The sequence below is a fragment of the Micromonospora sp. NPDC049559 genome (genome assembly GCF_040676675.1).
Classification (GTDB): Bacteria; Actinomycetota; Actinomycetes; order Mycobacteriales; family Micromonosporaceae; genus JBFAPK01.
The window spans coordinates 75931-98901 of the sequence record NZ_JBFAPK010000025.1; the positions used below are offsets into that span (position 1 = coordinate 75931).

The 22971-nt window shown below is 73.0% G+C and carries 17 protein-coding genes; 13 read left to right on the forward strand and 4 right to left on the reverse strand.

The window, feature by feature from the left end:
• Nucleotides 1–92: 92 nt before the first annotated feature.
• The 3 genes from AB0J86_RS24710 to AB0J86_RS24720 all read right to left on the reverse strand — a co-directional run bounded on the left by AB0J86_RS24710 (nucleotide 93) and on the right by AB0J86_RS24720 (nucleotide 5851).
• Nucleotides 93–3833, reverse strand: coding sequence for a multifunctional oxoglutarate decarboxylase/oxoglutarate dehydrogenase thiamine pyrophosphate-binding subunit/dihydrolipoyllysine-residue succinyltransferase subunit (locus tag AB0J86_RS24710; RefSeq protein ID WP_363859971.1), 3741 nt, complete (start codon nucleotides 3831–3833; stop codon nucleotides 93–95).
• A gap of 270 nt (nucleotides 3834–4103) precedes the next feature.
• Complete coding sequence (locus AB0J86_RS24715) at nucleotides 4104–4916, reverse strand: ABC transporter permease (protein WP_363859972.1); 813 nt, start codon at nucleotides 4914–4916, stop codon at nucleotides 4104–4106.
• The gene (locus AB0J86_RS24720; RefSeq protein WP_363859973.1) at nucleotides 4913–5851 is read right to left on the reverse strand and encodes an ATP-binding cassette domain-containing protein; all 939 of its coding nucleotides are present in this window, start codon (nucleotides 5849–5851) and stop codon (nucleotides 4913–4915) included. The genes AB0J86_RS24715 and AB0J86_RS24720 overlap by 4 nt, the downstream gene beginning before the upstream one ends.
• A 299-nt stretch (nucleotides 5852–6150) precedes the next feature.
• On the opposite strand from AB0J86_RS24720, the gene AB0J86_RS24725 reads away from it, so the two are divergent.
• From AB0J86_RS24725 to AB0J86_RS24775, 11 genes are all read left to right on the forward strand, one after another.
• The gene (locus tag AB0J86_RS24725) at nucleotides 6151–6933 is read left to right on the forward strand and encodes a GNAT family N-acyltransferase (protein ID WP_363859974.1); all 783 of its coding nucleotides are present in this window, start codon (nucleotides 6151–6153) and stop codon (nucleotides 6931–6933) included.
• Nucleotides 6933–7916, forward strand: coding sequence for a lysophospholipid acyltransferase family protein (locus AB0J86_RS24730; RefSeq protein WP_363859975.1), 984 nt, complete (start codon nucleotides 6933–6935; stop codon nucleotides 7914–7916). Before AB0J86_RS24725 ends, AB0J86_RS24730 begins: the two co-directional genes overlap by 1 nt.
• Before the next feature lie 166 nt (nucleotides 7917–8082).
• Nucleotides 8083–8907 (forward strand): DUF4097 family beta strand repeat-containing protein, encoded by an 825-nt coding sequence (locus tag AB0J86_RS24735; RefSeq protein WP_363859976.1) that lies wholly within the window; start codon nucleotides 8083–8085, stop codon nucleotides 8905–8907.
• Nucleotides 8908–8965: 58 nt separating this feature from the next.
• Nucleotides 8966–9571 carry a PadR family transcriptional regulator gene (locus AB0J86_RS24740; protein WP_363859977.1) on the forward strand — a complete coding sequence of 202 codons (606 nt, stop codon included), beginning with the start codon at nucleotides 8966–8968 and terminating at the stop codon, nucleotides 9569–9571.
• A 117-nt stretch (nucleotides 9572–9688) separates the two neighbouring features.
• Nucleotides 9689–10393, forward strand: a complete 705-nt coding sequence (locus AB0J86_RS24745; protein WP_363859978.1) for a response regulator transcription factor — start codon at nucleotides 9689–9691, stop codon at nucleotides 10391–10393.
• Between the two features lie 50 nt (nucleotides 10394–10443).
• On the forward strand, nucleotides 10444–12030 hold the full coding sequence (locus AB0J86_RS24750; RefSeq protein WP_363860017.1) for a HAMP domain-containing sensor histidine kinase: 1587 nt from the start codon (nucleotides 10444–10446) through the stop codon (nucleotides 12028–12030).
• 52 nt (nucleotides 12031–12082) lie between these two features.
• A complete protein-coding gene (locus AB0J86_RS24755; protein ID WP_363859979.1) occupies nucleotides 12083–13756 on the forward strand; it encodes a trypsin-like peptidase domain-containing protein in 1674 nt (557 codons plus the stop codon).
• 260 nt (nucleotides 13757–14016) lie between these two features.
• Nucleotides 14017–14694, forward strand: a complete 678-nt coding sequence (locus AB0J86_RS24760; protein WP_363859980.1) for a BON domain-containing protein — start codon at nucleotides 14017–14019, stop codon at nucleotides 14692–14694.
• Nucleotides 14695–14819: 125 nt separating this feature from the next.
• A complete protein-coding gene (locus AB0J86_RS24765) occupies nucleotides 14820–15884 on the forward strand; it encodes a glycosyltransferase family 4 protein (protein WP_363860018.1) in 1065 nt (354 codons plus the stop codon).
• A gap of 180 nt (nucleotides 15885–16064) precedes the next feature.
• Nucleotides 16065–17447 carry an ABC transporter ATP-binding protein gene (locus AB0J86_RS24770; RefSeq protein WP_363859981.1) on the forward strand — a complete coding sequence of 461 codons (1383 nt, stop codon included), beginning with the start codon at nucleotides 16065–16067 and terminating at the stop codon, nucleotides 17445–17447.
• Nucleotides 17448–17595: 148 nt separating this feature from the next.
• A complete protein-coding gene (locus AB0J86_RS24775; RefSeq protein WP_363859982.1) occupies nucleotides 17596–19191 on the forward strand; it encodes a cellulose binding domain-containing protein in 1596 nt (531 codons plus the stop codon).
• Nucleotides 19192–19312: 121 nt separating this feature from the next.
• Here the strand turns inward: AB0J86_RS24775 and AB0J86_RS24780 are convergent, their stop codons facing one another.
• Complete coding sequence (locus tag AB0J86_RS24780; protein WP_363859983.1) at nucleotides 19313–20815, reverse strand: protein kinase; 1503 nt, start codon at nucleotides 20813–20815, stop codon at nucleotides 19313–19315.
• 300 nt (nucleotides 20816–21115) lie between these two features.
• Here AB0J86_RS24780 and AB0J86_RS24785 point away from each other — a divergent pair, with 300 nt between their 5' ends.
• Together AB0J86_RS24785 and AB0J86_RS24790 are read left to right on the forward strand one after the other, a co-directional pair.
• The gene (locus AB0J86_RS24785; RefSeq protein WP_363859984.1) at nucleotides 21116–21949 is read left to right on the forward strand and encodes a patatin-like phospholipase family protein; all 834 of its coding nucleotides are present in this window, start codon (nucleotides 21116–21118) and stop codon (nucleotides 21947–21949) included.
• Nucleotides 21949–22965, forward strand: coding sequence for a 1-acyl-sn-glycerol-3-phosphate acyltransferase (locus AB0J86_RS24790; protein WP_363859985.1), 1017 nt, complete (start codon nucleotides 21949–21951; stop codon nucleotides 22963–22965). Before AB0J86_RS24785 ends, AB0J86_RS24790 begins: the two co-directional genes overlap by 1 nt.
• The last annotated feature ends 6 nt before the right edge of the window (nucleotides 22966–22971 follow it).

Consider the following 22971-nt stretch of genomic DNA (forward strand, 5'->3'; position numbering starts at 1 on the left):
GGTGCCCGCACCGGGCCGGAGCCCGGGGAACACCCCCTGCGTCGTTCGTTGCCCGCCCGGCGGGCCGTCGCCGGCCCGCCGGGATCATCCGGTCACGGCCGGGGGAGCGCCGCCTCGACCAGGGCGGTCTGCTCCACCTCGTGCATCTTCGCCGAGCCGACCGCCGGGGCGGCGGCCGCCGGGCGGGAGATCCGCCGCAGCCGTACGCCTTCCAGGTGCTCCAGCAGGTTGAGCGCGACGAACGACCAGGCGCCCTGGTTGGCCGGCTCCTCCTGGACCCACGCGAAGTCCTCGGCGTTGGGGAACTCGGCCAGCGCCGCGCGCAGCTCCTCGACGGGCAGCGGGTAGAGCTGCTCCATCCGGATGATCGCGGTGTCCGTGATGCCCCGCTCGGCCCGGGCCTGCACCAGGTCGTAGTAGACCTTGCCGGTGCAGAGCAGCACCCGCTTGACCGACGCGGCGTCGAGGTTCCCGGTGTCCCGCAGCACCGGCTGGAACCGGCCGGTGGTGAAGTCCTCCACCGAGGAGACGCAGAGCTTGTGCCGCAGCAGCGACTTGGGCGTGAAGACGACCAGCGGCTTGCGCTTCGGCGACAGCGCCTGGCGGCGCAGCAGGTGGAAGTAGTTCGCCGGGGTGGTGGGGTTGGTGACCCGGATGTTGTCCTCGGCGCAGATCTGCAGGAAGCGCTCCGGCCGGCCCGAGGTGTGGTCCGGGCCCTGCCCCTCGTGCCCGTGCGGCAGCAGCAGCGTCACCGCGGACTGCTGGCCCCACTTCACCTCGCCCGAGGAGATGAACTCGTCCACCACGGACTGCGCGCCGTTGGCGAAGTCGCCGAACTGCGCCTCCCAGGCCACCAGCGCCTCGGTGTTCTCCACCGAGTAGCCGTACTCGAAGCCCATCGCGGCGTACTCGCTGAGCAGCGAGTCGTGCACGAAGAACCGGGCCCGGTCGCCGGTCAGCGCGGAGAGCGGGATGTGCTCCTGCCCGGTACGGGCGTCGACGATCACCGCGTGCCGCTGCACGAACGTGCCCCGGCGGGAGTCCTGGCCGGCCAGCCGCACGGTCACCCCGTCGTGCAGCAGCGAGCCGAACGCGATGATCTCGCCGAAGCCCCAGTCGATGTTGCCCTCGACGGCCATCTTGGCCCGCCGGTCGAGCAGCTGCTGGATCCGCTTGTGCGGGGTGAAGCCCTCCGGCAGGGCCAGGTGCGCCTCGCCGATCGCGCGGACGACCGAGGCGTCCACGGCGGTCTCGACCACGGGCTCGGGCTCCTCCGACCGGCGGCGGGAGACCTGGCGCACCGGGCTCGACGCGGCGTCGCGGGTCGCCTTGAAGACCCGCTCCAGCTGCGCCTGGTAGTCGCGGAGCAGCTCCTCCGCGTCCTCCACCGTGATGTCGCCGCGGCCGATCAGCTCCTCGGTGTAGAGCTTCCGGACCGAACGCTTCGCGTCGATGATCTGGTACATCTGCGGGTTGGACATCGACGGGTCGTCGCCCTCGTTGTGGCCGCGCCGCCGGTAGCAGACCAGGTCGATCACGACGTCCTTGTTGAACGCCTGCCGGTACTGGAAGGCGAGCCGGGCGACCCGGACCACGGCCTCGGGGTCGTCGCCGTTGACGTGGAAGATCGGCGCCTGGATCATCCGCGCCACGTCGGTGCTGTAGAGGCTGGAGCGCGAGTACTCCGGGGCGGTGGTGAAGCCGACCTGGTTGTTGACCACCACGTGCACGGTGCCGCCGGTGCGGTATCCGCGCAGCTGGGAGAGGTTGAGCGTCTCGGCGACCACGCCCTGGCCGGCGAAGGCCGCGTCGCCGTGCACCGCCACCGGCAGCACGGTGTAACCCTCGAGCTTGAGGTCGATGCGGTCCTGCTTGGCCCGGACGATCCCCTCCAGCACCGGGTCGACGGCCTCCAGGTGGGACGGGTTCGCCGTCACCGACACCTTGATCGAGTGCTCGCCGTCCGGGGTGGTGAACTTGCCGGCCTGGCCCAGGTGGTACTTGACGTCGCCGGAGCCCTGGGTGGACCGCGGGTCGAGGTGCCCCTCGAACTCCGAGAAGATCTTCTCGTACGGCTTGCCGACGATGTTGGCGAGCACGTTCAGCCGGCCACGGTGGGCCATGCCGATGACGACCTCGTCCAGCCGGTCCTCGGCGGCGGCCTCCAGGACCTCGCCGAGCAGCGGGATCAGCGACTCGCCGCCCTCCAGCGAGAAGCGCTTCTGGCCGACGTACTTGGTCTGCAGGAAGGTCTCGAACGCCTCGGCCGCGTTGAGCCGGTTCAGCACGTGCTTCTGCTCGTCCGCCGAGGGCTTCTCGTACTTGCGCTCGATCCGGTCCTGGATCCAGCGCCGCTCCTCCGGGTCCTGGATGTGCATGTACTCGACGCCGACGCGGCGGCAGTACGAGTCGCGCAGCACACCGAGGATGTCCCGCAGCTTCATGGTCCGCTTGCCGGCGAAGCCGCCGACCGGGAAGCTGCGGTCCAGGTCCCAGAGGGTCAGGCCGTGCTGGAGCACGTCCAGGTCCGGGTGCCGCCGGATCTCGAACTCCAGCGGGTCGGTGTCGGCCATCAGGTGACCGCGCACCCGGTAGGCGTGGATCAGCTCGATCACCCGGGCGGTCTTGTCGATCTGGCCCTCGGAGCTGACCGCGACGTCGCGCATCCAGCGCACCGGCTCGTACGGGATGCGCAGGGAGGTGAAGATCTCGTCGTAGAAGCCGTGCTCACCGAGGGCCAGTTCGTGGATGACCTTCAGGAACTCGCCCGACTGGGCACCCTGGATGATCCGGTGGTCGTACGTGCTGGTGAGGGTGATCACCTTGCTGACCGCGAGCTCGGCCAGGGTCTCCTCGGACATGCCGGCGTAGGGCGCCGGGTACTCCATCGCGCCGACGCCGATGATGGCGCCCTGGCCGACCATCAGCCGGGGCTGGGAGTGCACGGTGCCGATCCCGCCCGGGTTGGTCAGCGAGATCGTCGTGCCGCCGTAGTCCTCCATGGTCAGTTCGTTGCGGCGGGCGCGCCGGATCACGTCCTCGTACGCCTGCCAGAACTGGCGGAAGTCCATCCGCTCGCACGCCTTGATCGAGGGCACGACCAGGGTACGGGTGCCGTCCGGGCGGGCCAGGTCGATGGCGATGCCGAGGTTGACGTGCGCGGGCTGCACCACCGCGGGCTTGCCGTCCACCTCGGTGTAGGAGGCGTTCATCTCCGGGTGCTTGGCCAGCGCCTTGACCAGCGCGTACCCCACCAGGTGGGTGAAGCTGACCTTGCCGCCCCGCCCGCGGGCGAGGTGGTTGTTGATCACAATCCGGTTGTCCACCAGCAGCTTGGCGGGGATCGCGCGGACGCTGGTCGCGGTCGGTACGGAGAGCGAGGCGTCCATGTTCTGCACGATCCGGGCCGCGACCCCGCGCAGCGGGGTGGTCCGGGCGCCCTCGGCCGGGGCCGGCGCGGCGGCCTTGGCGGCCGGGGTGGTCTTCGGGGCGGCGGCCGGGGCGGCCTTGCCCGCCGGGGCGGTCTTGGCCGGCGCGGCCTTGCTCGGGGCCGGGGGAGCCGCCGGTGCGGCGGTCGTGGCGGGCGGCTGGTTCCCGTCCGCGCTCGGCGCCTTGCCGTCCGCGACCGGCTGCTTACCGTCGGCCGCCGGCTTGGCGGGCGCGGTCCCGGCCCTGGCGTCGGTCGTCGGGCGGTAGTCGGCAAAGAAGTCGTGCCAGGCTGAATCGACGCTCGTGGGGTCGGCGAGGTAGCGCTGGTACATCTCCTCGACGATCCACTCGTTCGGGCCGAAGCCCGCCAGTGGGTTCTCCTGCGAAGTTTGCTGGGTCGACACGGCCGGTAATCGCCTCTTTCACGCGGGTGGTGTGTCTCGCGGGGTCTGTCGCCACACAGGCTGTCAAGACCTGTCCAAGGCTACGCTGTGCCCCACCCGGCGGCATTGCCGCATGCTGGCCGTGTCGGGATTCACAAAAAATACAGCCACTGTTCAAGTGTGGGCGTCAGACCGGCGCAAATCGGGGCAACTCCAGCTCAATCCGGGGAGCGTCACGGCCGTGCCGGGGGTGGCCCGCGTCGGGGCCAGCCCCCGGTCGACTCCGGCGGATCAGGCGATGTCGCGCCGTCGGGTCAGCATGATGCCGATGGCGCCGCTGAGCACCGCGTAACCGACCAGCACGAGCGCACCGACCCACCAGGCGGGCGTGAACTCCGTCGGCGACGAGCTGATCATGACCTGGGACGCGACCGCCGGCCAGATCACCTGCCACTTCATGACGACCTCGTTGTCGAGCAGCCGCGACAGCAGAAGGAACAGCAGCTGCACCACCTGCGTACCGACCAGGTAGAGCACCGCCGCGGTGATCACGGCGCCGAGCTGGTTGGTGATGAGGGTGCCGATGCCCACGCCGAGGACCGTCCAGATCGCGTACGCGAGCAGGTTGAACAGCAGCGCCCGCTGCACGGTCCACTCGCCCAGCTGCGGACCCTGGTCGTTGAGGCCCAGGAACACCCCGCCCGCGATCAGGTCGATCACCGTGGTGGCCAGCCAGAAGGTGAAGCCGAGCACGCAGGCGGCGACGAGCTTCCCCACGATCACCGTGCTGCGCCGGGGCGTCGCCAGGAAGGTGGTGGTCGCGGTCTGGTGGAAGAACTCGTTCGTGACCATCAGGATGCCGATGAGCATCACGAACATCAGGCCGAGGTACTGGCCGGAGGTGTAGATGTTGGCGGCCTGCGCCGCCACCCCGGCGCTCTCCCCGGTGACGCCGTACGTCTCGCCCTTGCCGTTGAGCACCTCGCTGGCGATCCAGGCGTTGAACGCGAACGCCAACACGATCGACAGGAAGGCCCCGATGGCCAGCCACCACCAGGTGCTGGTGGTACGGATCTTCAACAGCTCGGCTCGGACCAGGTTCATCGGATGCCCGCCTTTCCGGCCGTCAGTTCCAGGAAGACCCCTTCGAGGTCGAGCCGCTCCGTGGTCAGCTCGTGCAGCTCCGCCTGCGCGGCGAGCGCGGCCCGCCCCACGGCCGGCGCGTCCACCCCGGCGACCAGCAGCGCGCCGTCCTCGCCCGCGCTGACCGTCGCCCGCTGCGCCTCCAGCGCCTTGGTCAGCTCGGCGGTCTGCGGGGTACGGACCCGTACCCGGCCGCCCTGGGCCATCGACCCGACGACGTCCTCGACCGACCCCTGCCGGACCAGCTTGCCGGCCGCGATGATCACCACGTCGTCGGCGAGCAGTTGCATCTCCGAGAGCAGGTGGCTGGAGACCAGGACCGTACGGCCCTCGCTGGCGAGTCCCTTCAGGAACCCGCGCATCCAGCGGATCCCCTCCGGGTCGAGCCCGTTGGCCGGCTCGTCGAGGATCAGCACCCGGGGGTCGCCCAGCATCGCCGCGGCGATGCCGAGCCGCTGCTTCATGCCCAGCGAGTAACCCTTGAACTTGCGGTTCGCCGCCGGGGTCAGGCCCACCAGGGCCAGCGCCTCGTCGGCCCGGCTGCGCGGCAGTCCGGCGGCGGCGCAGACGACCCGCAGGTGGTTGATGCCGGTACGGCCCTTGTGCGCGCTCGACGCCTCCAGTACGGCCCCGACGTGGCGCAGCGGGTCGCTCAGGTCGGCGTAGCGCCGGCCGCCTATCGTGGCGCTCCCCGCGGTCGGGGTGACCAGGTTGAGCAGCATCCGCAGCGTCGTGGTCTTGCCGGCGCCGTTCGGCCCCAGGAACCCGGTCACCCGACCGGGGCGGATGGTGAACGACAAATTGTCGACAGCTCGGACGTTGCGGTACTGCTTCGTCAGGTTGGACACCACTATCTGGCCGTCCGTCGCCGCGGGACGTGCTTGCCCGTCGGACATTTCTCTCCTCCCCCTGAAAGGCGTGACCTGGCGGGTCTCGCCGTCGCAAAGCGTGACGGCTGCGGGTGGGGAAATCAATCCGGCTCGGTACGCAAACCCGCGTCCTACCACGGCAGGATGTGCTCCTCCTCGCGCATGACCCGCGCCCGTCGCCGCGGGGGACGCCGGGGAGGTCGGGGCGGGCGCGGGGAAGCGGTTGCCGGCGTCGGGCCGCGCGTGCGGACGGCGTTCACCCGATCGACACCCGGCTAACCAACGGCCGACACGTCACGGGTGGTCAGCGGCCTTACACAGTCATCATGGCCGTTCTGCTCACCGCTCCCGCACCCACCGGGACCAGCGGGTACACGCTGCTGATCGCCGAAGATGAGCGACAGGTCGCCGCCGCGCAGCGGCTGCGGCACGAGGTCTTCGCCGAGGAACTCGGCGCGACCCTGCACACCGCACTCGCCGGGCTCGACGCCGACGGGTTCGACGAGCACTGTGACCACCTGATCGTGCGCGACGACGCGACGGGCGAGGTGGTCGGCACGTACCGCATGCTGCCGCCGGACCGCGTCGCCCGGGCCGGCCGGCGGTACTCCGAGGGCGAGTTCGACCTCGCCAGCCTCGCCCCGCTGCGGGACCAGGTGGTGGAGATCGGCCGCTCCTGCGTGCACCCGGAGCACCGGTCCGGCGCGGTCATCAACCTGATGTGGGCCGGCATCGCCCGCTACCTCTACCTGCGCGACCTGCGCTGGCTCGGCGGGTGCGCCTCGGTGGGGTTGGAGGACGGTGGCGCCAACGCCCTGGCGGTCTGGCGGCAGATCTCCGCCCGGCACCTCTCCCCGCCGCCCATGCGGGTCCGTCCGCACCGGCCCTGGCTCGCCGAGCCGGAGGCGGTCGCGGCGGCGCAGGCCGACCCGGCGGGCGAGGTCCGGGCGGCGGTACCGGCGCTGCTGCGCGGGTACCTGCGGCTGGGTGCCTGGGTCTGCGGCGAGCCCGCGTACGACCCGGACTTCCGGGTGGCCGACCTCTACGTGCTGCTCTCGCTGGACCGGATGCACCCCCGGTACCGCCGGCACTTCCTCGGGGAGCGGTGATGCTCACCGTCGCCCGGTCCGGCCGGTACGGCTCGGGCACGCTCTGGCAGCCCCGCTCGGACTGCGGCCCGGACTGCCTGCCGGGGCCGGAACAGGTCGGGACGGTCTCCGCCGCGCGCCGGGCCGGCCGGCTGGCCGCCCTCGTGGGTGCCCTGCTCTTCGGCGCGCTGCTGCTGCCCGTACTGCCGGTGCTGCCCGCCTCGGGACGCTGGTTCGCCGGCCGCGCCTGGGCCCGTACGGTGCTGCGGGCGCTCGGGGTCGAACTCCTCGTCCGCGGCCGGGTGCCCCGGCGGCGGGTGCTGCTGGTCGCCAACCACATCTCCTGGCTGGACATCGTCGCCGTGCTGGCGATCACCCCGGCGCGGCTCCTCGCCAAGCACGAGGTCCGCGGCTGGCCTCTGATCGGGGCGCTGGCCGCGGCCGGCGGAACGATCTTCGTGAACCGGACCCGCCCCCGGGACCTGCCCGACACGGTGCGGCGGATCGCCGACGTCCTGCGCGCGGACGGCGTGGTCGCCACCTTCCCGGAGGGTACGACCTGGTGCGGGGTGGTCGGCTGCCCGGCCGGCTGCGGCTGCGGGTCCTCCGGCCGGTTCCGCCCGGCCGTGTTCCAGGCGGCGATCGACGCCGGGGCGCTGGTGGTGCCGCTCACCCTGCGCTACCAGACGGGCCGCAGCAGCGACGCCACCACCACGGCCGCCGCCTTCCTGGGCGACGACACCCTCTGGGCCTCGGTGCGCCGGGTGATCGCCGTACGGAAGCTGGTGGTCTGCGCGACCGCCACCGCGGCGCTGCATCCGGAACCGGCCGCCGACCGGCGCCGGCTGGCCCGGGCGGCCGAGTCGGCGGTACGGCTCGCCGCGCCGCGGCCGGCCGTCGGCACGCCGCCCGCGGTGCCGGTACCGCCGGCCGTCCCGGCGCCGTCGGCTCCGGCCGAGCCGGTCCCGCCGGCGGCGGGGGAGGTGCTGGACCTGGCCGCCTGACCACGTACGAGGGCACCCGCACCCGGGCCGGCTCGGGTGCGGCGTACCGCCTCTCGCGCGGGCCGGTCGCCTCCTTGGCATATCGCGATGTATCGCGTTATCGTGAAGCGACCGGTCGTCGCCGTACCCGACGACCGGCGCGGACCGTCGACGCGAGGGGGAGACCATGCCGAGCTGGACCATCAAGGAGCCGGAGCGGCTCACCCTGGACGGCCCGGTCGACCGGCTCGACGTCTATCTGATCACGGGGCGGCTCAACGTGGTCGGCACGGACGGGCCGGCCCGGGTCGAGATAACCCGGACCGGTCGGCAGCCGCTCACCGTGGAGCACACCGACGGGCGGCTCGGCATCCGCCACCCCCGGGTGCCGAAGTGGCCCGGCCTCTTCTGGTGGCTCTGGCAGATCGGGCGCCGCTACCGGGTCGACGTCTCGATCGCCGTACCGGCCCAGGTCCGGGCCGAGCTGCGACTGATCGACGGGTCCGTGGTCGCCTCCGGGCTGCGGTCCGACACCCGGGTGGAGGTCACCTCGGGCAAGATCACCCTGATGGGGTTGCGCGGGCGGACCTTCGCCAAGCTGGTCTCCGGGCCGGTCGAGGCGCTCGGTGTCGGCGGCGACCTCACCATGGAGACCATTTCCGGCGAGCTGATCCTGGCGGACAGCTCCGCCGACCGGGTGCGCGCCACCACGGTCTCCGGCGCGATCACCTGCGATCTCGACAACCCGCGGGGAAGTGAGATCAACTTGAGCGCCACCTCCGGTAGCGTGACGGTACGCGTCCGCGAGGACAGCGACCTCGCGGTGCACCTGCACACCACGTCGGGGCGGATCACGAGCGCCTTTCCGCAGCTGCGCGCCGGCGAGGGGCCGAGTTGGTCGAAGGACAGCCGGGGCGTGTTGGGCGCCGGGGAGGGGAAGCTGTGGGCCTCCTCGACCTCGGGCAGCGTCGCGCTGCTGGCCCGGCCCGTACACGAGGAGGAGGAGCGGTGACCCAGGCGCGCACGGATCCCGCCCGCCGGCCCGGGCGTACGGGAAGCGGGGCGAGGCCGTGACCGCCGTCTTCAGCCACGGTCGGCTCCGGCTCTACCTGCTCAAGCTGCTCGACGACGGTCCGAAGCACGGCTACGAGCTGATCCGGCTGCTGGAGGACCGCTTCCTCGGGCTCTACGCGCCGAGCGCCGGCACAATCTACCCCCGCCTGGCGCGGATGGAGGCCGAGCGTCTGGTGACCCACACCGCCGCCGGCGGGCGCAAGGTCTACGAGATCACCGACGCGGGCCGCGCCGAGCTGCGACAGCGCGCCGGCGAGCTGGCGACGCTCGAATCGGACATCAGGAACTCCGTCGCGGATCTCGCCAGCCTCGCCGGGGAGATCCAGAGCGAGGTACGCGGCTCGGTGCGCGACCTCAAGCGGGAGCTGCGGGCGGAGGCGCGGCGCGAGCGGGTGCTCCCGCCCCGTACCGTCCCGCGGGCCGCGCCCAGCGGTGACAATGGCGGTGGCGACGTCGCCGACGAGTTCGACCGCCGGCTCGTCGCGCTGGTGGACGAGGTACGGGCGCTGGTACGCGGCCGGCGCTTCACCGACTCGCAGCTGCGTACCGCGATCCGGGTGCTGGACGGGGCGCTCGACGGGCTGCGGCGGCTGCTCAGGTAGCCCCGGGCGGGCGCGGCCGGCGGCGGGCCGCCCGCCGCCGCGGAACCTGTGGCGCTTCTCAGGAATTTTTCAGGCCGCCCCCAGCGGAGACGCAGCGGCGGGGCGCAAGATGGGCGCATGGCCGCCGCAACCCAGACCGAGGCACGACTACTCGTGGTCGAGGACGACCCCAACATCCTCGAACTGCTCTCCGCGAGCCTGCGCTTCGCCGGGTTCGACGTCGCCACCGCCACGAGCGGCAGCGGGGCGGTCACAGCCGCCAAGGAGCGCCGTCCCGACCTGGTCGTGCTCGACGTCATGCTGCCGGACCTCGACGGCTTCGAGGTCATCCGGCTGCTGCGCGAGGGCGGCACGCGTACCCCGGTGGTCTTCCTGACCGCCCGGGACGCCACCGACGACAAGATCCGCGGGCTGACGCTCGGCGGCGACGACTACGTCACCAAGCCGTTCAGCCTGGAGGAGCTGACCGCCCGGATCCGGGCGGTGCTGCGCCGTACGGCCACGGGGGAGCGGGCCCCGTCCCGGCTCACCTTCGCCGACCTGGAGCTGGACGAGGAGACCCACGAGGTGCACCGGGCCGGCCAGCGGGTGCAGCTCTCGCCGACCGAGTTCAAGCTCCTGCGCTACCTGATGCTCAACGCCAACCGGGTGCTCTCCAAGGCGCAGATCCTCGACCACGTCTGGAACTACGACTTCCGCGGCGACGACAACATCGTCGAGTCGTACATCTCCTACCTGCGCCGAAAAGTGGACAACACGCAGCCTCGACTGATCCACACCCTCCGCGGGGTCGGCTACGTGCTGCGTAAACCGGCGGCGTGAACGGCCCGCAGCCGCTGGCCGACCTGCGTGAGCGCGTGGCGCGGTCCGGCCTGCACGACCACCTGCCGCTCAAGGGCAAGCTGCGCGGTACGCCCCTGCGGATCAAGCTGGTCGCGGCGGTACTGGCCCTGGTCGCCGCCGCCCTGCTGGTGATCAGCGTCAGCACCACGTTCTTCCTGCACAGCTACCTCGTCGGCCAGGTCGACTCGGAGCTGAAGGGCTCCATCCAGACGTTCTCGTCGATCGCGCAGGAGCTCCAGGAGACGCAGCAGCCCGGTACGGTCCGGGTCACGCTGCCCACCGACTACCTGGTGGTGATGACCGACCCGCAGACCGGTCGGGTGGACGACCAGGTCGTCTACGACACCGGCCGCTTCCGGGTGCAGGACCTGCCGCAGTGGCCGGCGGACGCCGACGGCTTCGCCAAGCTGCAGGGCGCGCCGTTCACCGTGCGGGCCCGGGACAGCAGTGTGCGGTGGCGGATGCTCTACACCCGGTTGCCGGGCGGGCCGATGATCGCCGCTGGGCAGCAGTTGATCGACGTGGACCTGGTGGTGAAGCGGCTCATCTGGATCGACGTGCTGGTCGGCGGGGCGGTGCTGATCCTGCTCGCCTCGCTCGGCGCGGCCGGCGTCCGTACCAGCCTCAGGCCGCTGGTGGACATCGAGCGTACGGCCGCGGCGATCGCCGGCGGGGACCTGACCCGTCGGGTGCCCGACCCGGAGCCCGGGGCGGCCGAGCCGCAGAGCGAGCTGGGCCGGCTCTCCCGGGCGCTGAACATGATGCTGACCCAGATCGAGGCGGCCTTCCGGGCCCGCGCGGCCTCCGAGACCGCCGCCCGCGCGGCCGAGTCCGCGGCCCGGGACGCGGCCGTGGCGGCCCAGGCATCCGAGGCCCGGGCCCGCCGCTCCGAGGAGCGGATGCGGCAGTTCGTGGCGGACGCCTCGCACGAGCTGCGCACCCCGCTGACCACCATCCGCGGCTTCGCCGAGTTGTACCGGCAGGGCGCGGCGACCTCGCCGGAGGATGTCACCCGGCTGCTGCGCCGGATCGAGGACGAGGCGGCCCGGATGGGGCTGCTGGTCGAGGACCTGCTCCTGCTGGCCCGGCTGGACCGGGAGCGCCCGCTCGCGCTCGCCCCGGTCGAGCTGCGGGTGCTCGCCACCGAGGCGGTGCAGGCCGCGGCCGCCGTCGCGCCCGAGCGGCAGATCGAGTTGGAGATCGCGCCGGGGGCCGGTCAGCTGGTGGTGCTCGGCGACGACGCGCGCCTGCGGCAGGTGCTCGGCAACCTGATGACCAACGCGATCACCCACACCCCACCGACCGCCTCGGTGACGCTGCGGCTGCGCGGCGAACCGGGCAACGTGGCGGTGGTGGAGGTCGCCGACACCGGTCCGGGACTCACGCCGGAGCAGGCCGAACGGGTCTTCGAACGGTTCTACCGGGCGGACGCCGCGCGCAGCCGCCGGGCGGGCGGCGCCACCGGTACCGGGCTGGGGCTGGCCATCGTCGCCGCCCTGGTCGCCGCCCACCACGGCACCGTCGAGGTGCTGACCACGCCGGGCGGCGGCGCCACCTTCCGGGTCCGCCTGCCGCTCGCGGATCCGGCCGAAACGGACAGCGACACTCACAGCTAAAACCCAGCCGCAATCCAGTTCAGTCGCAGAGCGCAGGGGCAGAGTGAGGGACATGAACGAGTACGAGACCGACCCGCAGCGGCCGCCGGCCACCCCAGACGCCGAGCCGTCGCATCCCACCGCCGAGCTGCCTCGTGATCGCGGGCAGTCCGACTCCGCCACGCCGGCGTCCGAGCCGGGCACCACCGGCTCCGCCTGGGCCGCGCCGTCGCACCAGCCGCCCGCGGCCGGTACCGGCGAGCCCAGCACCGCCCCGCTCCCCCCGGCCGGCGGTCCCGCGCCGTTCGGCAGTCCGGCGCCCGGCGCCCCGGGCGCTCCGGCGGCCCCCGGTGGTGGCGAGGCCCCCACCGCCCCGGTCACCCCGATCAGCTCGCCCACCGGGTCGCCGTACCCGGCCGGGCCGGTCCCCTCCGCGCCGGGCGCGGGCCGCCTGCCGGACGGTACGCACCAGGTCGGCTACCAGCCGAACCCGTGGCACCCCGGCTACCAGCACAGCGCCCAGCACAACCAGCCGGGCTGGGCGGCCAACCCCAGCTACCCCGGCCAGCACGGGCCGGGCGTGAACGTACCCCCGCCGGGACAGCACCCCGCCGGTCCGCCGCTGCCGCCGTGGGCCCAGGGACCGGCCGGTCCCCGGCCCAACGCCGTCGCCGGACGGCTGGCGAAGGTGGCCGCGGTCGGCGCCGCCGCGCTGGTGCTGATGGTCGGCTCCGGTATCGCCGGTGGCGTCGCCGCCCTGGCCATCCGGCACGACGGCCCGGCCGGCGTGACCCGCACCTACTCGGCCGCGCCCGTGCTGAACAGCGCGGACCTGCCGAAGATCGCGGCGCAGGTCGAGAACAGCGTCGTTTCGATCACCACCGGTAGCGCCGAGGGCTCCGGGGTGGTGCTCAGCGCGGACGGTTACGTACTCAGCAACAACCACGTGGTGGCGAGCGCCCAGGGCAACACGGTCAAGGTGGTCTTCGCCGACGGCAAGACCGCGAGCGCGAAGATCATCGGTACCGACCCGAAGACCGACCTCGCCGTGATCAAGGCGGACGGCGTCTCCGGGCTCACCCCGGCCAAGTTCGGCGACAGCGACGCGATGCAGGTGGGCGACACCGTGCTCGCGCTCGGTAGCCCGCTCGGCCTGCAGGGCTCGGTTACGGCCGGCATCATCAGCGCCCGCGACCGCACCATCCAGACCGGTGGCGAGGACGAGCAGGAGCCGACCAACCCGTTCCAGCGGCCGCAGCAGCAGGCCCCGGTCAGCTCGATCTCCGGCCTGCTGCAGACCGACGCGCCGATCAACCCCGGCAACTCGGGCGGCGCTCTGATCAACACCCGCAGCGAGGTGATCGGCATCAACACGGCCATCGCCACCGCGGGCCAGAGCAACGGCAACATCGGCGTCGGCTTCGCCATCCCGAGCAACAAGGCCAAGGCCGTGGCCGACCTGCTGCGCCAGGGCAAGAAGGTCAGCCACCCGTCGCTCGGTGTGGGCGTCGGCGACAACGAGAGCGGCGGCGCGGTGATCAGCTCCGTGACGCCGGGCAGCCCGGCTGAGAAGGCCGGCCTCCAGCAGGGCGACGTGGTCACCAGGTTCGGCGACAAGATCATCAACGGCTCGAACGACCTCGTGGCCGCCGTCCAGTCCGGCAAGGTCGGTGACCAGGTACAGCTGACCTTCACCCGGAACGGGGCGGAAAAGACTGCAACCGTGACGCTGGCTGAGACGTCGTAAGTATCAGCACCCCGACCACCTGCGGGCGCAGGCTTCCCTCATCCGGAGGCTTGTCCCTCCCCACGAGCGGCGGGTGATGTGACCAAGGGGGTTGGTCACGTCACCCGCCGCTTCTACGTCTCCGGCCGGTCCGTGCGCCTCGGGCCGGTCCTCGCGTCTGCGGCCGCGCTTCACCCGTCCCGGGTGAGGGACGCTCACCCCGGCGCGGCCGAGGATCGCCAGAGCGGGAACGTGAGGGACCGACCGTGGGAGGGCTTCCGATGACCACGGAGACCGCCAGGCGCGGGGACACCGAGATCCAGCGCGACGTCCTGGAGGAGCTGCGCTGGGACGCGCGGGTACAGCCGAACGAGGTCGGCGTGACCGTGCGGGACGGCGTGGTGGTGCTGACCGGGTGGGTGGACAACTACGCCAAGAGGTGGGCGGCGGAGCGGGCGGCACACCGGCTGCGCGGCGTACGCGGGGTCGCCAACGACATCGAGGTGCGGCTGCCCGGCTCGGCCGAGCGTACGGACACCGAGCTGGCCACCGCGGTGACCCGCTCGCTGGAGTGGGACGCCTTCGTACCGTCCGAGGGGCTCGACGTCACCGTCTCCAACGGCTGGGTGATGCTGCGGGGCGAGGTCGAGTGGGGCTACCAGCGGCTCGCCGCCGAGCGTGGCGTACGCCGGCTGGCCGGGGTCCGGGGCGTCACGAACCTGATCGCGGTCCGGCCCGGCGTCCGGCCGGAGCCGGACGAGATCAAGCGGGACGTCCGGGAGGCGCTGATCCGTACCACCCCCGTCGACATGGAACGGATCACCGTCGAGGTCGACGGCGACGAGGTGGTCGTCGTCGGCACGGTCCGCTCCTGGCAGGAGCGCGAGCTGGTGGAACGGACCGCCTGGTCGGCGCCGGGGGTCTGCGCGGTGCGGACCAGGCTCGGAGTACTCGGCTGAGCGGCAGGGGCATCCGGCCGATACGCGGGCCGGCGGTCTCCGTCCACGAACGACCAGGAGGGCTCGGGTACGTGAACCAGACCTCGGTCCATCGCCCGCCCCGGCAGGGCGCGCTGCGGATCGCGATGGTCGTGCCGCCCTGGTACGAGCTGCCGCCCCCCGGGTACGGCGGCCTGGAGCAGGTCTGCGCCGCGCTGGTGGACGCCCTGGTCGAGCGCGGGCACGAGGTGACACTCTTCGGGGCGGGCGCCTCGACCGGAACCTCCGCCCGGTTCGTGCCGACCGAGGCCGAGTTGCAGGCGCACCGGCTCGGCCAGGCACTGCCCGAGCTGGCGCACCTGGCCCGGGTCAACCGCCTGATCTCGCCGGAGGTATTCGACCTGGTCCACGACCACACCACCACCGGACCGCTGGTCGCGCCGCTGCGCCCGGTACCGACCGTCGCGACGGTGCACGGCCGGCCGAAGGGGGAACTGGGCGACATCCTCCGCGAGGTGGACCCCTCCGTCGGGCTGGTGGCGATCTCGGCGGCGCAGCGCCGGCTCCACCCCGAGCTGCGCTGGGCGGCCACGGTGCACCACGGCATCCGCTGGGACGGCCTGCCGCACAAGTCGACGCCCGGGACCGGCCCGGTCCTCTGGCTGGCGCGTTTCAGCGCCGACAAGGGGCCCGACCTGGCCATCCGCTCCTGCCGCGCCGCCGGGCTGCCGCTGGTGCTCGCCGGCAAGCTCGACGATCCGCTGGAGAAGCGCTACTTCGCCGAGGTGGTCGAACCGATGCTCGGGCCGGACGTGCGCGTGGTGCGCAACCCCGACCGGGAGACCTGCCTCGAGCTCCTGCTCGCCGCCCGGAGCATGGTGCTGCCGATCCGCTGGGAGGAGCCGTTCGGCATGGTGATGCTGGAGGCGATGGCCACCGGTACGCCGGTCGTGGCGCTCGACCGGGGCGCGGTGCCGGAGCTGATCCGATCCGGGGTGACCGGGGTGGTCTGCCGGGACCCGGCCGAGCTTCCGGACGCGTTGCGCCAGGCCGCGGTGCTGGACCCGGGAGACTGCGTGACCCACGTCCGGACGCGCTTCTCGGCGGAGCGGATGGCCGAGGGCTACGAGGCCCTCTACCGCGACTTCGCGGTCTCCGCCGCCCCCGAGCCGGTCCGCGCCGGCCTGGCCCCGGCGACCGCGCGCCACTGAGCGTCCGCCGCCGGAGCGCGTGCTCCTCCGCCGGTGCCGGGCGATCCTCTGGCGGGCCCGCTGCCGGGCCGGGCGCGGGTTGCCGGGCGACCGTCCGGCGGGCCGGGGCCGACCGTCCGGCGCAGCGGGGTGGCGGTGGCGGCGGCCCGACCCGGACGATGGCGGCGGGAGGTGGTCGTCATGGTCACCATCGGCACGGACCGGCTGACCAAGACGTACGGCGACGTCGTCGCGGTCGACGGGGTCAGCCTCGACGTGGCCGAGGGCGAGGTGGTGGCGCTGCTCGGGCCGACCGGTTGCGGCAAGTCCACGATCCTGCGGCTGGTGGCCGGCCTGGAGCAGCCGACCGCCGGACACGTGCTGCTGGACGGCCGGATCGCGGACGAGCTGTCCACCCGCGAGCGGCGGGTGGCGATGGTCTTCCAGGACTACGCCCTCTACCCGCACCTGACCGTGGCGCAGAACATCGGGTTTCCGCTGCGCAGCGACCCGGAGCCCGGGGTCGACATCCCGGCCCGGGTCGCCGAGGTGGCCCGCCACCTGGGGATCGTGGAGCTGCTGGACCGCCGCCCGCGCCAGCTCTCCGGCGGCGAACGCCAGCGCGTCGCGGTCGCCCGCGCGATCGTCCGGCAACCCGCCGCGTTCCTGCTCGACGAGCCGCTCTCCAACCTGGACGCCGGGCTGCGCGCGCAGCTGCGTACGGAGGTGGCGGCGCTGGCCCGCCGGCTCGGCGTGACCACGCTCCACGTCACGCACGACCAGGTCGAGGCGATGACGATGGCGGACCGGGTGGCGGTGCTCCGGCGCGGTTCGCTACAGCAGATCGGCACGCCCGCGCGGCTCTACGCGGACCCGCGCACGCTCTTCGTCGCCGCGTTCCTCGGCTCGCCGCGCCCGAGCCTCGCGCAGGCCGCCGTCTACGCGGAGCCCGACCGGGTCGTCGTCGACCTCGGGTCGCAGACGATCGAGCTGCCCCGCGACGACCCGCGCTGGGCGCCGCTCGCCGACCGGCACACCGAGCGGGTCACCGTGGTGCTGCGGCCGGAGGCGCTGACCCCGGTCGCGCCCGGCGCGGTACGCGGGCCGGAGCTGCGCGGGACCGTCCGGTCGGTGGAGAACCTCGGCCACGAGTCGCTGGTGCGGGTGGACATCGGGGCGCTGCCCGCCGCGCCCGCGCAGTCGCGGCTGGAACTGCCCGAGCCCGGCCGGCATCTGACCGAGCCGCCCGGGGACCGGGCGCCGGGCGCCCGGCCGGCCGCGTGGAGCGCGGGCACCGCGACCGCGGGTACGGGTGGTGCGGGCCCGATGCGGCCGTTGCGGCAGGCGCTCGCCCGCATGATCCCGTCGCGGCGGCCGGCGGAGGTCCCGGCGACCGCCCGCACCGAGTACGGCTTCTACCCCGTCTACGACCCGGAGCTGCCGGCGGAGGCGGCCGGCGCGGACCTGGTGGTACGGCTCGCCGGGCCGGCCCGGGTGCGCCGGGGCGAGTCGATGGTGCTCGCGGTCGACCTGGCGCGGATGCTGCTCTTCGACCGGGCGGGGGAGCGCATCACGTTGCCGTGATCCCGACGCGGGGTGCGGCGACCCGCGCTCGTGGTCCGGTCCGGTAATCCCGATGGGGCGGGGTCTGGACAGGAACAGTTAACAGTCCTAATAATTGGCGAACCGTCGACGCACCTCAATACCCCCACACCCCCAGTGGAGGCCACCCATGACCCGCCCCCACACACCCCACCCACGCTCCCGGCCACCTTCGCGCCCCCGCACCCGCACCCTCCTACTCGCCACCCTCACCACCACCCTGACCGCCACCACCGCCGCAATCGCGCTCACCACCCCCGCCTACGCCGCCGGACCCACCGCCACCTTCACCAAAACCAGCGACTGGGGCACCGGCTGGGAAGGCAAATACACCATCACCAACCCCGGCCCCACCACCATCACCACCTGGACCCTCACCCTCGACCTCCCCACCGGCACCACCATCACCACCTACTGGGACACCCAACTCACCACCACCGGCACCCACCACACCTTCACCAACCGCACCTACAACGGCACCCTCACCCCCGGCACCACCACCAGCTTCGGCTTCAACGCCACCGGACCCGGAACCCCCACCAACTGCACCATCAACAACCAACCCTGCGCCGGCGGCACCACCCCCACCACCCCACCGGCCACCACCCCGCCACCAACGACCCCACCACCCACCACGCCACCACCCACCACGCCACCACCCACCACACCGCCACCCACCAGCCCACCCCCGAACACGGGACTGCCCAAGCACGCCCTGATCGGGTACCTGCACGCCAGCTTCGCCAACGGCTCGGGGTACCTGCGGATGGCCGACGTGCCGTCCGAATGGGACATCATCAACCTGGCCTTCGGAGAGCCCACCTCGGTCACCTCGGGCGACATCCGGTTCAACCTCTGCCCGGCCAGCGAGTGCCCCGGAGTGGAGTCCGAGGCGGAGTTCACCGCCGCGATCCGGGCCAAGCAGCAGCAGGGCAAGAAGGTGCTGATCTCGATCGGCGGCCAGAACGGGCAGGTGCAGCTCACCACCACCGCGGCCCGGGACGCGTTCGTCCGCTCGGTCAGCGCCATCATCGACCGGTACGGGCTGAACGGGCTGGACATCGACTTCGAGGGTCACTCGCTGTCGCTCAACGCCGGCGACACCGACTTCCGCAACCCGACCACCCCGGTGATCGTCAACCTGATCTCCGCCATCCGCAGCCTCAAGCAGCGGTACGGGGCGGGCTTCGTACTGACGATGGCGCCGGAGACGTTCTTCGTGCAGCTCGGGTACCAGTATTACGGTTCGGGCCCGTTCGGCGGCCAGGACCCGCGCGCCGGCTCGTACCTGCCGGTGATCCACGCGCTGCGCAACGACCTGACGGTGCTGCACGTCCAGGACTACAACTCGGGGCCGATCATGGGGCTGGACAACCAGTACCACAACATGGGCGGCGCGGACTTCCACATCGCCATGACCGACATGCTGCTCGCCGGGTTCCCGGTGGCCGGTAACACCGCCAACGTCTTCCCGGCGCTGCGCGAGGACCAGGTGGCCTTCGGTACGCCGGCGGCGGTCAGCGCGGGCAACGGCTACGTGGCGCCGGCCGGGGTGCAGCAGGCGGTCAACTGCCTGGTTCGCGGCACCGGCTGCGGCGGGTACGCCCCGCGCAGCGGCACCAATCCCGGCTTCCGCGGACTGATGACGTGGTCGATCAACTGGGACCGGTACTACGGCTGGGAATTCCGCAACAGCCACGAGCCGTTCCTGAACGCGCTGCCCTGACCGGACGGACCACCCGCCCGGTCCGGGCCACCTGTCCCGATCGGACCGCCGGCCCGGACCGGGCCACCAGTCCGGTCGACCGAGGCCCCTTGTCATCGGCGCGATGGCAAGGGGCCCGTCCTCACACCGCGGCGGCGACGTCGACGAGCGCGGCGTCGAGCAGTTGGGCGTACCCGGCGCTGATCGCGCCCTCGCCGACCCGTACCGCGATCTTGTCCCGCAGCCCGGCCACCTCCCCGGCGAGACCGTCGGAGCCGGTGCGCAGCCCCGATCGCAGGTTGCGCACCTGGTTGCGCAGGTCGAGGCCGGCGTCGTCGCGGATGTCCCCGGAGGCGACCCCGTCGGCGATCGCCCGATCGAGCCGGGCGATCGCGTCGTGGACCCCGGTGGCCCCCGTGGCGTCGGGTAGGGGCCCCGGCGCGAACAGGGGCGGGGAGCTGCTCCGGCCGGCGGGCGCGGTCGGCGTCGGCGACGAAGGCGTGCCGGGGCCGGCGGGGGTGGGGCCGCCGCGTGGCGAGCCGTCGCCGCCGCGCAGCGCCAGACCGACCGGTACCGCCACGGCGAGGCCGATGAGCATGGCCGCGCCGAGGGCGGTGGCGCGCAGCGAGATCCGGCGTGGCCGGGCCGGCGGCGGGGGAGCTCCCGCCGGAGCCGATCCCGCGACTCCCGGCGCCGCGGCCGATTCCGCCGCTCCCGCTTCCGGCCCGGCCGCGGCCTCGACGGCCGGAGTCGGCACGGCCGGCCCGACCGGCCCCGGCGCCGTCGGCCGGGGAACGGCCGGTGGTCCGGGGGAGCGCAACTGGTCGCGCAGCGCCCGGGCCACCTGCGCGGCGGTCGGGCGGTGGAGCGGATCGCGGGCCAGGCAGCGCAGGCAGATCTCGGCCACCCCGGGCGGCAGGCCGGGTACGCCGGTCAGCGGCGGCGGTACCGTCGTCGCGCGCAGCGCGACCGTCAGGTCGTCCCAGGTCTCGGCCGGGAAGGGGACGCGACCGGTCAGCGTCTCGTAGAGCAGCACGCCGAGCGAGTACGCGTCGGTGGCCGGCTGCGCGGGCGTACCGTCCAGCCGTTCCGGCGCGACGTACGCCGGGGTACCGAAGGTGGCGCCGTCCTCGTCCTCGTCCGGCGCGCCCACGTGCGTGGCGATGCCGAAGTCGAGCACCTTGGCGCCGGTCGCGGTCATCATGATGTTGGCGGGCGTCACGTCGCGGTGCACGATGCCGAGCCGGTGCGCGGCGGCGAGCGCCTCCGCCACCTGCGCGCAGATCTCCACCGCCTCCGCCCAGGGCAGCGGCCCGTCCCTCAGCCGGGCCTCCAACTCCTCCCCGGCCAGCAGCTCCATCACCACGAACGAGATGACCGTGCCGTCCGGCGCGAAGCTCTCGCCGTAGTCGTGCACCGCCGTGACGTGCGGGTGCACCAGCTGCGCGGCGGCGCGGGCCTCCTCGCGGACCATGTCGCGGAACCGCTCGTCGGCGGCGAGCGACGGGGCGAGGACCTTGAGCGCCACCGTACGGTCGAGCACCTCGTCGCGGGCGCGCCAGATGACGGACATTCCGCCGGCACCGATCTGGTCGATGAGACGGTACCTGCGGGCGAGCAGGCCGCCGGGGTACAGCGGTCGCATCTTCGTCGCACCTGCCTCAGGTCGTACCGGGCATGAGGGCGTGGTCACGGATCGCGGGCTACGCCCTGCGGGTCGTACCAGGTTGCGGGAACGGATACGGCCTGTCAACGGTTCGGTACCTGTCGGCATCATTGCCGCATTACCGGACGGAGGACCGCCGGCATAACGCACGGAACGGGCGCGGCCCGCGTGCGGCGCCCCGGTGTCGGGTCGTCGGGCGGTGGCGCCGCTGCGCCGGACGGTCGGGGGGCGGGCTCCGCCGACGGGCGGGGTGGCGGCACCCGTGCCAGGATGAACGGCATGGTCGACGGTCCCGTGGCGTTCGTGCTCGGCGGAGGCGGAGTGCTCGGCGCCGTCGAGGTCGGGATGCTGCGGGCGCTCTTCCGCGCCGGGTTCCACCCGGACCTGGTCGTCGGTACGTCGATCGGCGCGGTGAACGGGGCGCTCGTCGCCGCCGACCCGTCCGACGAGGTCACCGACCGGCTGGTACGACTCTGGTCCTCGCCCGAGGCGAGCGAGGTCTACGGCGATTCGGTCGCCCGGCAGTTGCGCCGCTTCGCCACCCGTACCCACCTGCACTCGCCCGGCCCGCTGCGCCGGCTGCTGGAGGGCGCGCTCGGCGCGGACGCCACCTTCGAGGGGCTGGCGGTGCCGTTCCGCTGCTGTGCCGCGAGCATCGAACGCGCCGCCGAGCACTGGTTCAGCAGCGGACCGCTGGTCGACGCCGTACTCGCCTCGGCCTCGGTACCGGGCCTGCTGCCACCCGCGCAGATCGACGGTGAGCACTTCATCGACGGCGGGATCGTCAACTCGATCCCGATCGGCGAGGCGGTGCAGCAGGGCGCGAAGCGGATCTTCGTCCTCCAGGTGGGGCGGATCGAGCGGTCGCTGGCCCCGCCCCGGCGCCCCTGGGAGATCGCCCAGGTCGCCTTCGAGGTCGCCCGCCGGCACCGCTTCGCCCGGGAGATGGCCTCGCTGCCGGACGGGGTGGAGGTGCATGTACTGCCGACCGGCGGGCTCGACCCGCGCGACGACTCGCCCTGGGCGTACCGGGACATGGCCGCCGTGGGGCGGCGGATCAGCCGCGCCTACATCGCCTCCCGGAGCTACCTCGCGCAGGTGGACGGCGCCTGATGCCGCTGCCGCCGCGCTGGCTGCGCCGGATCGTCCTGGCGCCGGGGGTGGTGCTGCTCGCCCTTGTGGTGATCAGCGCGCTGCCGGTCTGGCTGATCCTGGCGGCGGCCGCGAGCCCGCTGGTGCCGGGCTACCTGCGCCCGCTGCGGGTGCTCTGGCTCGCCGTGATCTATCTGGCCTGGGACGCCGCCGCGGTGCTCGCGCTCTTCGGCCTCTGGCTGGCCTCCGGGTTCGGCTGGAAGAAGCGGGCGCCGGCGTTCCAGCGGGCGCACTACCGGCTGACCGGCTGGTTCCTCACCTTCCTCTTCTGGCAGGCGCAGTGGACGCTGCGGCTGAGCATCGAGGTGGTCGGCACGGACCCCGACACCGCCGTGCCGGGCCGCCCCGAGCTGGTGCTCTGCCGGCACGCGGGGCCGGGCGACTCGTTCATCCTGATCCACGCTCTGGTCAACTGGTTCGACCGGGAGCCGCGGATCGTGCTGAAGCACACGCTCCAGTGGGACCCGGCGGTCGACGTGATGCTCAACCGGCTGCCCAACCGCTTCATCGCCCCGGGCCACGACCCGGGCGAGGCAATGATCGAACAAATCCGGCACCTCGCCACCGGACTGGACGAGGACGACGCCTTCGTGATCTTCCCGGAGGGTGGCAACTTCACCCCGCGCCGCCGGCTGCGCGCCATCGACCGGCTGCGGGCCCGGGGACTGGAGGAGATGGCGGTACGCGCCGAGGGGCTGCGGCACGTGCTCGCGCCGCAGCCCGGCGGGGTGCTCGCCGCGCTCGACGCCGCGCCCGACTCGGGCGTGGTCTTCGTCGCGCACACCGGGCTGGACCGGATGGTGACGGTCACCGACGTCTGGCGGGAACTGCCGATGGACAAGCGGATCGTGATGCGCTTCTGGTCGGTACCGCCGGAGGAGATACCGGCGGGGCGGCAGGAACGGATCGAGTGGCTGTACGACTGGTGGGCGCGGATAGACGAATGGGTGGATGCCAACCGCAATACCCCGGTCTAGTTATAG